Here is a 13,602-nt window from a genome sequence, read left to right on the forward strand (position 1 = left end):
GGCCGCTGCCGTAACGCTTCTTGGGCCGCCTCGCCCCTAGATTTCAGGGTCACAGTGAACCTCCCATGGTCCAGTCTTGCTGGTCGATGCGTCGCTTCTGACGCTCCCCGTTTCGTCTCGAATTAAGGCTTGAAATGCGGAGATGACTCTTTCCGCGGCCTATTTCTTTCTTAACTGCATGGCTTCTGTCGCGCGCGAATCCAAGCTCGAGTTCCTTGGCCGCTTCGGACCATCCGCCGAGGTGTGACCTGCACTTTGTTAATTTAGCCACCCCCCTAATCTCACAGAGATTCGCGAAACTCGCTGACATTGACGGATTAGAGCGTCGCCCAATCGCGCGCTGGGACGCGGCAGCCCAACAACCTCGAGCTGTGAGCGGTCGCCAGTGCACCGCGCGACCCGACCGCTGGGCCACGTCTGGGCAGAGGCCGTGTCGCCGTGTCCAGAACAGATCCGATTGTGCTGGTGAAACCGTGGTGCATAGAGGACGTCGCTGACGCTCATGGAACAACAGCGACGAACGCCCGGTAGGCACTCAGAGCACACCCTCGACGGCGTGCTCGGCGTCCTTGATAGTGATCCGGCCGTTCATGAGCATGGGCAGTAACTCGTCGCGGGTGCGGGCGAGGGCTGCAATCTCTTTCTCGAGCGCTGAGTGCTTCAAGGTGAGCGCCTCACTCAATCGGTCGAACTCTTCGAGTTGCTCTTCATTCGGAAGGGGCACCTGTAATGCGTATGCACGCTCCCGATTGAGACCGGGGACTGCAGAGTCTGTATTCATCGCCACAAAATCAATGTCCTGCAAGAGACGGTAGGAATATCCCAGTGAGACTCCTTTGGGAGCCACCCAATACGTCGTGTCAATCGGGAAGCACCCCTCGCTGATCCAATACGTGGAACCCACAGATCCCTTTCTGCCAACAACGACAGCAGGTCCATCTACAAGTGGCTCATCGTGATAACCCACAACGCCGCCGCTTCCCACTACTGGAAACGAGCCATCAACTCGTTTAGACGCAGGCAAACTTTTGCCGTAGTTGAGGGCGATCAGACTGCCGAGTTCGACGCGCTCACTTGCGGATCGAGTGACCTGGCGGAAGCAGGCCTCAAGCAAGTCGTCAATCGACCGCTGCACTCGCCGGTTCGCGGCGATCTTGTCGCTCAGGGCGCCGAGGACTTCGCCTACAGCAATCTGCTGGTCGAGTGGGGGCAGGTCCCAAGTGAAGCGTGCAATGTCGCCTCCGCTAATGTGGGGAACTGCGGAACCTGTTGTCACAGACCCGATGTACATCTGAAAGTCCCTGGATCCGATCACGGCACCGAGATATCGAGGATCAACGCATTCTGTTGCTCGAATTCTGCAGACACGTTGAACAAGCAGAGATGCGTCGTCGGTGGTCGCAATTCCGTACTTCAAGCCGCTGCTGAGCACCGGCCGATCCATAGCCAAGACGATGTCCCCAGCTCTGACGATGTAAATATCGTCATAGCTTTCGGTGTAGGGCCAATACATCACGCCATCCCACCGGATGTGGCCGGTCCCGACGTTGTCGCCCCTTAAAAGTCTCGTCCCAAACTCAACATTCTTGTAAGTTGCACTCGGAAACGGATATCCGTATTTCAAGTCCGCTACCTCAGCAAGCGATACTCGCTTCACCCCAGCCTCCCCAGCTGCTCGCGAACAACGGCATCCAACCGCTCTGACTCATCCAACGCAGCGGTCAGCTCGCCGGTGAGCCGCGCGATCTTCTGGTCGATCGGCTCGTCGTCCTCCTCCGCCTCGGGCACGCCCACGTAGCGGCCCGGGGTGAGCGCGTAGCCGGCGGCCTTGATCTCCTCGAGCGTGGCCGACCTGCAGAAGCCGGCCACGTCTTCGTACTCGCCGACTGCGGACGGCCGTCCGCGCCAGGAGCGGAACGTCTCGGCGATGCGCTGCAGGTCCTCCTCGCTCAGCGTGCGCTCCACCCGGTCGATCATGTGGCCGAGCTCGCGGGCGTCGATGAACAGCACCTGCCCCCGACGATCCACCGAACCACCCTTGCCGGCGGCCTTGTTCTTCGCGAAGAACCACACGCACACCGGGATTCCCGTCGCCCGGAACAACTGTCCCGGCAAGGCCACGAGGCACTGGACCACGTCGCCCTCGACCATCGCCTTGCGGATGTCGCCCTCGCCGCTGGTCGAGGTGGTCATGGTCCCGTTGGCCATCACCACGCCGGCCTCGCCGTTCGGCGCCAGCTTGGACAGGATGTGCTGCATCCACGCGTAGTTGGCGTTGCGCTTGGGCGGCACCCCGTAGACCCAGCGCGGGTCGTCCTCGCGCCGTGCCCAGTCCTTGATGTTGAACGGCGGGTTGGCCATCACGTAGTCGGCCTGCATGTCCGGATGGATATCGCGGGCGAAAGTGTCGCCCCACCGCGAGCCCAGGCCTTGCGAGTCGATCCCGTGGATCGCCAGGTTCATCTTGGCCATCCGCCACGTGCGCTCGTTGAGCTCCTGCCCGTACACCGCGACGTTGGTCGGATCCTCCTTGTGCCCCTCGAGAAACTTCTCGGTCTGCACGAACATGCCGCCCGAGCCACAACACGGGTCGTACACGCGCCCCGAATGCGGTTCGAGAATCTCCACCAGCGTCCGCACCACCACGGGCGGGGTGTAGAACTCGCCGCCGCGCTTGCCCTCGGCCTTGGCGAACTTGTCCAGGAAGTACTCGTAGACCTCCCCGAGCAGATCCCGCGCCTTGGAAGCGCCACCGCCGGTGAAGCGCGCCGCGTTGAACAGGTCCACTAGTTCACCCAATCGACGCTGCTCGACGTTGTCGCGACCGAACAACACCGGCAGCGTGCCCACCAGCGACTCGTTGGCCTGCATCAACGCGCGCATCGCGGCGTCGATCAGCTCACCGATCGACTGCGCGTCGTTGGTCGACGACGCCGGGATGCCCTTGGCATGCCGCGAGAGGTACTCCCAGCGCGCCTCGGCGGGCACCCAGAACACGCCCGAGCCCAGGTACTCGTCGGCGTCCTCGAGCGTCTCCGCGAGGTAGGCCTCGTCCTCACCGGAGAGCTCCTCGCGGATCGCGTCCCGGCGCTCTTCGAAGGCGTCCGAGACGTACTTGAGAAACACCAACCCCAGCACAACGTCCTTGTACTGTGACGCATCCATGGACCCGCGGAGCTTGTCCGCCGCCTTCCATAGCGTGTCCTTGAGCTCCCTGGGGGTCGATGCCTCCATCGGCATCGGAACCAACACTTTCGCCATCAGGCGTTCTCCTTGTTGTTCTGCTCTGAGTTGTTGTGGTCTATGCGCAGCGTGCCCGCCGCGAGTCCGTCGGCAAGTTCAGTGGTGAGCGCGTCGAGAGCACTCAATTCGGCCAGGAGCCGTGCCCGGTGCTCGGCGGCCCGTGCCGCCACCGTGCGCCAGGGGCCACAGGCGTCGACGACGACGGTGCGCAGCCGCCAAGAACGGCAATCCGAACCCCGCGCAGCCGAAATATCCCGAACCGCGAGCTCGGGAAGAATACGTCGCGATCCCTCGACCGGTTCCAGACACCGCAGGGTCCGGGCCGGCGCCTGAACGGCGTTGCCGCCGACCGTGTCGATGATCGCGGCCGGCCCCCTCGTCGTCGTAAACACCACGTCGCCCGGCTCCGTGAGCCGGAACCGAGGCGCTCGTCGAACCAACTCCACCAGCTCGACCGACCGTGACCCGATCGCGCACTGGCCGCGCACCTCGTCCGGGCCGATCACCCCGATGCCGCCCGGACCCGCCGCGAAGACCTCCGCGGGGATGCGCACGCCCGTGATCACCCGAGCCGGCCGGTGCTTGCCCGTGGTCGCCGCTCTCCACGGCAGGGAGTGATCAGCCGCAGATCCGGCCGCCACCACCTCGACTCCCTCGAGTACCCGGGACGCCGAAGCGTCGCGCTTCTCCCACAGGCGGGCCAGCGCATCACCGCCGTCCTCCGCGACGTCGGTGGTGACCGGCAGCGCGAGCGCGGACCTGACCACCACCGCCTCCGTGAGTCGGTGCTCGCCGCGCAGGAACGCGTGACTCCGCCGCGCGGCGCCTCCGCGGAGGGCCGCGACGACGTCGGAGGCGAGCGCCCGGTTCTCCCTCGCGTCGAGCGCGTGCGCCGAATGCTCCCCGAACGTCGTGAAGCCCCGGTCCCCGGCGGCGTCGCCAGACTCGCCCAGCACCCACACGGCCATCCGGCGACGGCCACCGACCCGGCACAATCCCCGCGGCAGTCGAGCGACAAAGCGCAAGGGCGCAACGTAGTCGCCGCCCCTCCCGCTCAGAATCTGCCGCCGATGGTCCGTCCCCGGTAACTCGTCGACCAGCAGCGGTGCAGGCGCGAACACCACTGCGGCGCTGCCCGGCTCCAGGCCCAGCACCACGTTGTCTATCGAGTCGAAGAAGCTCTCAGTCCGTTCCCAGGGAATCGCCGCCCACTGCCCGACGAGAAGCGTGGCTGAACCGGCCGTCGCCGATTCCAGGCGGGCGCCGAGTGCAGCGAGGTAGCGCCAGAGAAGTCGGTCCACCGGCCCGGTCGGGCCATCCGGCGCAACGACTCGCGGCCGATCCAGCTCGGAAGACCTGGCCACCACGCTCGTGAGAAGGCGCAGGCCGCCCGGACCCCACGGCACGAGTGCCCTGTCGTAATCGCCAGCCAGCGCCGCGACCACCTCACACGCGAGCGCATCGCCCTTCGCAATGAGCGACTCGGAGGCGAGCGGCGCATTCTTTTCCTCCTGACGGCGCGCCAGCCGTTCGAGCACCCGTGTCGCAGTCATGCCGGCTTCGGCGAGGCGATCGACGCACGCGACCAGGTCGCTGTCACGCAGTGCCCTATCCGCCTGCGCCACGGACAGAACTTCCTCCACTCCGTGTCCCACCGGGAGCATCGCGAGGTCGTCGCGGCTCTGGTCCGCCAGCGGCGCACCGGACAGCGCGTGGAGCAGGAGTAGCGCCGAGGCGTCGTCGAGTTGCGAGGCCGCCCGGTCCATCAGCGACGAGAACAGCGCCGCATCCTCCTGCGCGTCCGGGTTGTTCCCCCGGCCGGTGACGCGCAGCCAGCGGCCGACCTCGTTCGCGGAGAACACCAGCCGTGCCGGATCCAGCGGCGCAGGGAAGGGGTGCTCCGATGCGGCTGACCGGGAGCGCCACACCGAGACGACCGGGCGCTTCACGCCGGCGAGGTCGGCGATCTGCTGCATGGTCAGAGTCTCCACGGGGTCACCACCTCTCGTTCAGTCTGGTCTGCGATGCGAGGGACGCTACCTTAGAAACCGATGTGATCATACGCATGCGGCGATAAGGGGCCTTATCAAGTCACGTAGTTGTCTACTTCCACTCAGCCGTTGGAACGTGGCGACACACAACCACTCGATCCGCCCCGGAGGTCACTTGTGAACCATGAACTCGCAAGCGGCCACACCGCGAGCGTCGGCCTGCAGTCGCCCACGGGGAGTAGTCGCGCGGTCCGAACCCGCTCGACTGAGTCCTACACCGACAGAGGTTCTACCGCGCTCCCCTCCAGCGGGACAGACAGGACCACTAGGTCCCACGACCACGTCACCTCTCACTTCACTGTCAACTCAGCCAGGAGAAATTCCATGACCTCAACATCAATCCGTACGTACGGCACCGCTGCCATCGCCGCTGCCCTGATGGGCGCGGGCTCGTTCATCGCGCCCGCAATCGCCCAGGCTCAGGCGTTCGACCCCACAGATATCCTCAAGATCGACTCGCCCGAACTCACAGTGAACGTCAGTGGCGACACTGCCCACTTCACTGTCGTCGCACCGGAGAACATGGCCTGTGTCGGCCCGCTGGTGGTCGAGGGTTCGATCAGCCAAGAGGACATCGACCCGGAAACCTGGGACGACAGCTTTGCCGAGGACCTCTTCAGCAACCCGGTCTGGCCGACCGATCAGGCTGATCTCCGCGTCGTGGTCAACGAGACCAGCGACCTGCTCGACCAGGAAGGGGCCTTCGCGAGCCCGCACGAGGTCAGCGTCCCGAATTTGAACGACGGGGACTACGTTGCCACGACGATCTGCGTGACGGAGGACAGCATCGCACCGCTCGACGGACCCAGCGAGATCAGCGCCCTCCAGGACGCGCAGTTCCCGGTCGCGATGCACTTCCGCAACTTCTCGGTCACCACTACCGGGAGCGTCAACCTCGGCAGCGTCGACGTCTTCGGCAGCCTCGGAAGCGCCGGTAGTTGACCTCTATCGGGGGAGTTCGGCTGACTCGCTGTAGCTGAACATGCGGAACGAAGGTGGATCACGCGAGGCCCTTCTGAGCTGGCGGTACGGACTCTGTACGAGACGTATCAATCCTGTTCAGGAGGGCACCTTCGCATTTCCGCACCAGTGCAGCCTCGGATGTCGACTCGGCGGCAGGGCACGAAATCCCTCTACTGTGGCTGATAGCCAAATCAACAATCAGCTCACGATTCACTCGACCCAAGGGAGATCACATGGACGTCGCCGCCGTCGCCGCCACCGCACCGGACGCGCCACTGGAGAAGACCACGATCCGGCGGCGGGACACCGGCCCGGGCGACGTGCTCATCGAGATCGAGTACGCCGGGATCTGCCATTCCGACATCCATCACGTGCGCGGCGAGTGGGGCCAGACCGCCTATCCCGTGGCGCCGGGGCACGAGATCGTCGGCATCGTCCAGGAGGTCGGGTCCGAGGTGACCCGACACGCGGTCGGCGATCGCGTCGGCGTCGGGTGCCTGGTGGGGGCCTGCCACGAGTGCTCGTCCTGCATCGCGGGCCAGGAGCAGGAGTGCGAGCGCGGGGCGATCGCCACCTACGGCTCGCCGCTACCCGAGGGCGACCCCGAGGGCCCGGTGACCAACGGCGGCTACTCGACCCACATCGTGGTCGAGGAGCCCATGGTGGTGTCGGTGCCGGACGGTCTCGACCCGGCGTCGGCGGCGCCGCTGCTGTGCGCGGGGATCACCATGTTCTCGCCGCTGCGGCAGTGGAACGTCGGTCCGGGCACCAAGGTCGCCGTGCTGGGGATGGGCGGGCTCGGACACGTCGGGGTCAAGCTCGCCGTGGCGATGGGTGCCGAGGTGACGGTCCTGTCGCAGACCACCTCCAAGCGCGACGATTCGCTGCGGTACGGCGCGGTCGAGCACTACGCGACCGCCGGTGAGGAGGGCAAGGCCACGCTGCGCGGGCTCCGCGGTACCTTCGACGTCATCCTCAACACGGTGTCCGCGAACCTGCCCATGGACCGGTTCCTCGCCCTGCTCAAGCCGCGAGGGGCGCTGGTCAACATCGGGATCCCGACCGAGCCGATGTCGGTGCGGGCCGGGTCCGTCGCCGCGGGGCGCAAGATCCTGACCGGATCCATGATCGGCGGGATCCCCGAGACCCAGGAGATGCTCGACTTCTGTGCCGAGCACGGGATCACCGCCGAGATCGAGCTCATCTCGGCGGACACGATCAACGAGGCCTACGACCGCGTGGTCCGGTCCGACGTGCACTACCGGTTCGTGATCGACGCCAAGACGTTCTGACTCACCGCGGTCTGACTCACCGCGGCGCGACTTGCGCGAGCAGGTCCGCGAAGTCCTCGTCCCGCGCCTCCAGGAAACGGTGCGCCTGCTCGGCGAAGTCCGCCAGCCCGGTCAGGCGCCCCGAACTCCGGGTCGCGCACACCGCCGCGGCGCCACACGCCCGGTCGAGAGCGGACGCGATCGCCGAACCCCCGGGCAGCGCCGCCGCCACGCCCGCCGCGACGTGCGGGAACGTCACCTCCGCGACGCGTTCCCCGGACTCGCGGAACACCACCACGGCGGAGGCGATCCTGTCCGCGTCCGCTCTGATCGTCCCGTCGGGCATATGCTCACCTCGTCGTCGTGCTGGTCTCGGCGTCGTCCTGGTCTCGTCGTCATGAGGTTCGACGTCCCCACCCGGCCGGTCGGTTCCGCCCCGGCCGGCCGGTTCCGACTGCAGCGGAGAGCACCGTGCCCCTCACCTGGACCCCCACCATCGACCGTGCGCTCGCGGTCGCGGCCCGCTGCCACGCCGGCCAGACCCGCAAGGACGACCCGACGCCCTACATCGCGCACCCCGTGGCGGTGGCGATGATCGTGTCCGACTTCACCGACGACCCGGACGTGACGGTGGCCGCGCTGCTGCACGACGTCCTCGAGGACGTCCCGCCGTCCGTCTACTCGGCCGACGACATGACCGCCGAGTTCGGCGCACGGGTCACCGGGATCGTCCGCGGCGTCTCGGAGGACAAGACGGCGGGAGAGACGACCCCGCCCTGGCGCGTCCGCAAGGAGGGGTACCTCGCCTCGCTCGCGGAGGACTCCGTGGAGTGCCTGCTGGTCTCGGCGGCGGACAAGATCCACAACCTGCGGTCGATGGTCGCCGCCCATGGCCGCCTCGGTGACGACATGTGGAAGCTCTTCAACGCCGGTCCGCAGGAGAAGCTGTGGTTCTACAGCTCGATCTCGGACGCGGTCACCCGACGCCTCGGGGACTGCGCGGCCTCGCGGGAGCTCCGCCGAGCGGTGGACGACGTCGCGGCGCTGGTGCCGCCGGCCAGCGGGTGAGCGGTCACACCGCCGGGAACTCGGCCTTGATCCGCAGCAGGGTCTTGGCCTGGGTCCGCCCCTCGAGTCCGAGGACCAGGCCGGCCGACTTGAGCCGCCGGGCGAGGTCCGAATCCGCGGCGAACTCGGACTCGGACTCGATCGTGATCTCTACCCGGCGGCCGCCGTTGAGCAGCACCGACTGTTTGGCGGCGTCCAATCCGGGGATGTTGGTCCAGCGGATCGGCCCGGGGTCGCGCGGCGAGGCGCCCGAACCCGAGAAGGAGTAGTCGAAGTCCGTGCTCTGGGTGCGGGTCACCTTGCCCCACCCGGCCATCGGGCCCACCCCCACGCGCGCGGCGACGGCGTTGCGGCGGGCGCTGTAGGTGGCGCACTCGATCTCGCAGGCCCCCAGGGTGTTCATCACCCTCAAGGCTTCCTCGAAGCGCTGCCGCAGGCTCCACGCGTCGTACTGTCCGAACGGCACCAGCAGCGGACGGCCCTCGATCGGCGCCTGCACGTAGACCACCCGCGGAACCACCTCGCCCTCGACCACGTCATATCCCGACCTCACCTGCATGGGCCGCTGGATGACGTCGGTGAGCAACCCGCGCTTGTCGGTGACCGGCGCGGTCTCGTAGAAGGACACGAGCTGACTCACGGGCGCTCACCTCACTGTTCGAGGTCGCGACGGGTGCGGGACCTGACCCCCAGCGTATCCGCCGAGGCCGGCCACCTCACCCGGCCCAGAACTCCACCATCGGCTGGGAGGAGATCAGGACACCGTCCTCGTAGATCTCCATCCCACCGGCATCGATCGAGTAGACGACGTCGTTGTTGGACACCGACGCATAGCCCCCGGCCACCACCGGGTCGCCGGCGTTGCAGCGGGCCTGCCGGTTGTCGGTCCACCCCGATGCGTCGGCTCCCGGAGGAGCAGGTAGGCGAGCGCACCGAGGAGGACCAGTCCCAGGACCGCCAGGATCGTGACCAGGGCGATCACCGCGCGCGACACGGAGCGCTGCGGTTCCGGCCGATAACCCTGCTGCCCCCACCTCTCGCGCGGTCCGTCGGACCCGTCATCCCAGCCATACGACATCGGACCACTCCCCCGCTACGGCCGGCCCGGATCCGGACGGCTCGTACAGTTCTGTAGGGAAGGGAGCAGGCATCCGCGTCGCTGTCGGCCCCGTCGCGACCCGACCCCCGGGCCGGGTCGCGGGCAGGGTCCCGAGCAGGGCCCCGGGTGCTCACCCGATCGGCCACTCCCCGAGGTCCGTGAGGTCGTCGGCCTCCGCGGTGACGGCGGTGGGCTCGCAGCCGAATCCGACCACCTCCGTGCCGTCCGCCAACGTCACGCGGCCGAGCTGCATCGGCCTGGGCAACTGGTCGAGGAACGTGCCGAGCGCCGCCGGGGAGACGCTCCACCTCTCGCCGAGCAGTGCGGCGCCGTCCGGGTGCCGCAGGACCCCGGGCTTGGGTGGCTCGGTGGCGAGGCGGTACATCCGGTAGTCGGCGCTGGACCGCACCGGCCCGCGCCAGGCCGCGCCCCTGCTGATGAGCTGGTGCTCGAGCGGGCCCCCACGGCGGTGGGCGCCGAAGACGACCAGGTCGACCGCCGGCGCCCCCGCGCTCAGCGGCCACGGAACGAACGGCTCCGCGCCGGATCTCCGTTCCCCGGACAGGGCGGCCGCGATGTCGGCCACCGGCCCGTCGTGGAAGGGTCTGCCCACCACTGTCACGCCGAACCGCGCCGTCCCGCGGTCCCCCTCGTCGATCTCGTCGGTCGGCACCGCCACGGCGCACAGGTCGAAGAGGTTGCAGAAGTTCGTGTACGTCCCCATACGGCTGTTGAGGGCGATCGGGTCGGCTTTCACCTCGGCGATGGTCGGGTGGAAGGGCGCGGTGGGGACGAGCAGTGCAGCCGCACCCATACGATCGAGTTCGGCCACCGCCTCGGCGCGCAAGGCCTCGACCTCCCGGCGGTCGTGCAACAGATCGACCGCAGTGATGCCGCGGGCCGGGGTGATGATGTCCCGGACGGTCGGGTCGATGCCCGCGTCCGGGCGAGGGTGCGAGTGCGGGGCGGAGTCGAGGAAGTCACCGACCGCCTCATACCGCTCGGCCACGAGCGCGCCGTCGTAGAGCAGCCTCGCCGCGGCGAGGAACGGCCCGAGGTCGATCTCCACCACCCGGTACCCGAGCGCGCGGGCCCGGTCGACGGCGCCCGAGAACGCCTCCGCCCACCCCGGGGCCATGGCCACGAGCTCACGCGGGACGGCGATCGTCGCGCCGGGTCCCGCGTCCAGCGGTGTGTCGGTGGGCCAGGGACGGGTTCTCTCTCCGCCGGCCATCACCCCGGTCGCGCGGGCGGCGGTCCGGACGTCGCGGGCGAGGATGGTCACGCAGTCATAGCTCGCGCAGGCGGGGACCACCCCGTCGATGGAGACGACGCCGAGGGTGGGTTTGATGCCGACGATCCCGTTGAGGCCGGCCGGGATCCGGCCCGACCCGGCGGTGTCGGTCCCGATCGCCAGGTCGCAGATCCCCAACGCCACCGCCACCGCCGAGCCCGAGCTCGACCCGCCCGACACGTGGTCGGGGCGGTGCGCGGCACGCACGGCCCCGTACGGACTGCGCGTGCCCACCAGGCCGGTCGCGAACTGGTCGAGATTCGTCACCCCCAGCACCACGGCTCCTGCCGCGCGGAGGCGTGCGACGGCCACCGCGTCCCGATCGGGCAGGTAGGCGAACCCGGGGCACGCGGCGGTGGTGGGCAGCCCCGCCACGTCGACGTTGTTCTTGACCGCCAGTGTCATCCCGGCGAGCGGGCCCCCCGCGGCGAGGGAGGCCATCATGTCGTCCACCAGCTCCTCACGTGGGCGGACCTGGATGAACACCTCGGGCCGGTCCGCCTCGGCCAGTCGGGCCACCACGTGGTCGACCGCCGCCTCGGCGCGGGCCCTCAGGTCGGTTCCGGTCGTCTCGGTACTCATGCGCTCAGCTCCCCACTGGCGGCCCAGCGCGAGAACTCCTCGGCGCGGGCGTGTTCCATCCGGCGTCGGGCGGAGGCGATCGACTCGGCCTCCCGCTCGCAGAACGCGGTGTGCTCGGCCAGCGAGAACGTGTCGTCGGTGATATCGACGCGCCCCCGCCCGGCGGCGGTGTCGGCCCGGAGGTCGGTAAGCTCCTCGGAGGTGACGGGGTACCAGGAGATGCGGTCGAAGTGCCGCAGCAGCCACGGATGCTCGGGGTCGAATCCCGGTGCCGGTTCGGGGTGGCGATGGTTCCACACCTGGGTGGTCCGGCCCACGAACTGGTAGCCGCCCGGCCCCTCCATCCCGTAGATGCACAGGTACGCACCACCGATGCCGACGGAGTTCTCCGCGGTCCACGTCCGGGCGGGGTTGTACTTGGTCGTCACCAGTCGGTGCCGCGGGTCGAGCGGCGTGGCCACGGGGGCGCCGAGGTAGACGTCCCCGAGCCCGAGCACCATGTACTCGGCGTCGAAGACGGTGCGGTAGACGTCGTCTGCGGTCTCCAGGCCGTTCATCCGGCGGATGAACTCGATGTTCCACGGACACCACGGGGCGTCGTCGCGCACGCCGTACATGTACCTCTCGATGGCCTCCTTGGTGGCGGGGTCGTCCCAGCTCAGCGGCAGCCGGACGCGCCTACTCGACACCGCCAGGTCCTCGGCGGCGGGAAGCGCGGCCTCGGCCTCACGGAGGGCGGTCAGGGTGGCGCCGACCGTACTGCGGCCGGGTGTGATCTTGACCTGGAGCGAGCGGATACCGGGCGTGAGGTCCTGCTGGCCGGGCACGGGGTTCTCCTGAAGGTGCAGGTAGAGGGCGTGGGCGCGGGCACGCAGCTCGAGGTCGAGCTCCATCCGTCCGTATTCGACCAGCACGTTGTCGTCCCCACCCCGACGGTAGGTCACCTCGGTCACCCCGTCGGCGGTGTGGCCGCGGCCCAGCACGCCGTCGTCGCGATCACCGCCGTCGCCGAGGACGTACGGGCGGCCGGCCGCCGCCGCCCCGGCGATCCCGGCGCGATCGCCGGCGGTGTCGACCCGCACGCGGACGAACCGCACGGTGTCGCCGGGCGCGAGTTGGCCGAGCTTCCACCGGTCTCCGCTGACCACGGTGACGGGGCAGACGAAGCCCCCCAGGCTCGGGCCGTCCGGGCCGAGCAGGATCGGGGTGTCCCCGGTGAAATCCAGGGCGCCTACCGAGTAGGCGTTGTCGTGCACGTTCGACGGGTGCAGGCCGGCCTCCCCGCCGTCGGGCCGGGCCCACTTCGGTCGTGGCCCCTCGAGCCTGACCCCGGTGCGGTCCGAGTTGAAGTGCACCGTGTAGCTGGCCGCGTAGAGCTCGTCCATTCCCGCGCGGGTGAGGAACTCCGGCGCCCCGTGCGGCCCCTCGGCCACCGCGATGTGCCAGTGATGGCCGATGGCCGGGACCTCGTCGGCGAGGATCCGGCGAGGCTCGCCCGGTCCGGGCTCCCCGACGGCGAGGGTGTCCCCCGCCGCGAGGGTGCGTCCCTCGTGTCCCCCGAACCGTCCGAGGGTGAAGGTCGACGACGACCCGAGATACTCCTGCACCTCGATGCCACCGGCGACCGCCACGTAGACGCGCATGCCCGGCCCGTCGACCACGGGGACGTCGAGGACGGATCCCGCGTCCAGCGGGATCGGCTTCCACTGGGCCACCGGGCGACCGTCCACCGTGGGGCGTACGTGCGCGCCGCCCACGCAGACCGTGATCGCGGCATCAGGCCGGATCCGCAGGCCGCCCCGGGTGCACTCCAGACCGGCGGCACCCTCCGGGTTGCCCAGGGCGGTGTTGGCCAGTCGCAGCGAGTAGTCGTCCATCGCCCCTGATGGCGGGACGCCCACGCCCCAGTACCCGACGCGGCCGGGCCAGTCCTGGACGGTGGTGATGAGTCCCGGGTGGAGGATCTCGAGGCGGGTCATGGTGGCGTCTCCTGTGGTGACGGGTGCGCGGGTTGCGGGCTCGCGGGTGGCG

General features: G+C 68.6%; 10 protein-coding genes. 3 read left to right on the plus strand and 7 right to left on the minus strand.

The annotated features are described in order from the left end of the window. Positions 1-535 precede the first annotated feature (535 nt). The 3 genes from CEY15_RS18100 to CEY15_RS06145 are packed head-to-tail and all read right to left on the minus strand — an operon-like array spanning position 536 to position 5,234. On the minus strand, positions 536-1,657 hold the full coding sequence (locus tag CEY15_RS18100; RefSeq protein WP_141244217.1) for a restriction endonuclease subunit S: 1,122 nt from the start codon (positions 1,655-1,657) through the stop codon (positions 536-538). Beyond that, positions 1,654-3,261, minus strand: coding sequence for a type I restriction-modification system subunit M (locus CEY15_RS06140; protein WP_095717718.1), 1,608 nt, complete (start codon positions 3,259-3,261; stop codon positions 1,654-1,656). The genes CEY15_RS18100 and CEY15_RS06140 overlap by 4 nt, the downstream gene beginning before the upstream one ends. After that, entirely contained in the window at positions 3,261-5,234 is a 1,974-nt protein-coding gene (locus tag CEY15_RS06145; protein ID WP_095717719.1) for a DNA-binding protein, read from the minus strand. The genes CEY15_RS06140 and CEY15_RS06145 overlap by 1 nt, the downstream gene beginning before the upstream one ends. Before the next feature lie 384 nt (positions 5,235-5,618). On the opposite strand from CEY15_RS06145, the gene CEY15_RS06150 reads away from it, so the two are divergent. Both CEY15_RS06150 and CEY15_RS06155 read left to right on the plus strand, forming a co-directional pair. Then, entirely contained in the window at positions 5,619-6,236 is a 618-nt protein-coding gene (locus CEY15_RS06150) for a hypothetical protein (RefSeq protein ID WP_095717720.1), read from the plus strand. A gap of 254 nt (positions 6,237-6,490) precedes the next feature. After that, on the plus strand, positions 6,491-7,549 hold the full coding sequence (locus tag CEY15_RS06155) for an NAD(P)-dependent alcohol dehydrogenase (protein ID WP_095717721.1): 1,059 nt from the start codon (positions 6,491-6,493) through the stop codon (positions 7,547-7,549). A gap of 16 nt (positions 7,550-7,565) precedes the next feature. Here CEY15_RS06155 and CEY15_RS06160 read toward each other — a convergent pair whose 3' ends face one another. Beyond that, positions 7,566-7,874: a hypothetical protein gene (locus tag CEY15_RS06160; RefSeq protein ID WP_095717722.1), complete on the minus strand. Its 309-nt coding sequence runs from the start codon at positions 7,872-7,874 to the stop codon at positions 7,566-7,568. 125 nt (positions 7,875-7,999) lie between these two features. On the opposite strand from CEY15_RS06160, the gene CEY15_RS06165 reads away from it, so the two are divergent. Next, complete coding sequence (locus tag CEY15_RS06165; RefSeq protein WP_095717723.1) at positions 8,000-8,596, plus strand: HD domain-containing protein; 597 nt, start codon at positions 8,000-8,002, stop codon at positions 8,594-8,596. A 4-nt stretch (positions 8,597-8,600) separates the two neighbouring features. Here CEY15_RS06165 and CEY15_RS06170 read toward each other — a convergent pair whose 3' ends face one another. The 3 genes from CEY15_RS06170 to CEY15_RS06180 all read right to left on the minus strand — a co-directional run bounded on the left by CEY15_RS06170 (position 8,601) and on the right by CEY15_RS06180 (position 13,550). Next, a complete protein-coding gene (locus CEY15_RS06170; RefSeq protein ID WP_017835462.1) occupies positions 8,601-9,236 on the minus strand; it encodes a hypothetical protein in 636 nt (211 codons plus the stop codon). A gap of 589 nt (positions 9,237-9,825) precedes the next feature. Continuing rightward, the gene (atzF, locus tag CEY15_RS06175; RefSeq protein ID WP_095717724.1) at positions 9,826-11,571 is read right to left on the minus strand and encodes an allophanate hydrolase; all 1,746 of its coding nucleotides are present in this window, start codon (positions 11,569-11,571) and stop codon (positions 9,826-9,828) included. Continuing rightward, entirely contained in the window at positions 11,568-13,550 is a 1,983-nt protein-coding gene (locus CEY15_RS06180) for a 5-oxoprolinase/urea amidolyase family protein (RefSeq protein ID WP_095717725.1), read from the minus strand. The genes atzF and CEY15_RS06180 overlap by 4 nt, the downstream gene beginning before the upstream one ends. Positions 13,551-13,602: the final 52 nt, after the last annotated feature.

This window comes from Dietzia natronolimnaea (assembly GCF_002289575.1).
In the GTDB taxonomy this organism is placed as follows: Bacteria; Actinomycetota; Actinomycetes; order Mycobacteriales; family Mycobacteriaceae; genus Dietzia; species Dietzia natronolimnaea_A.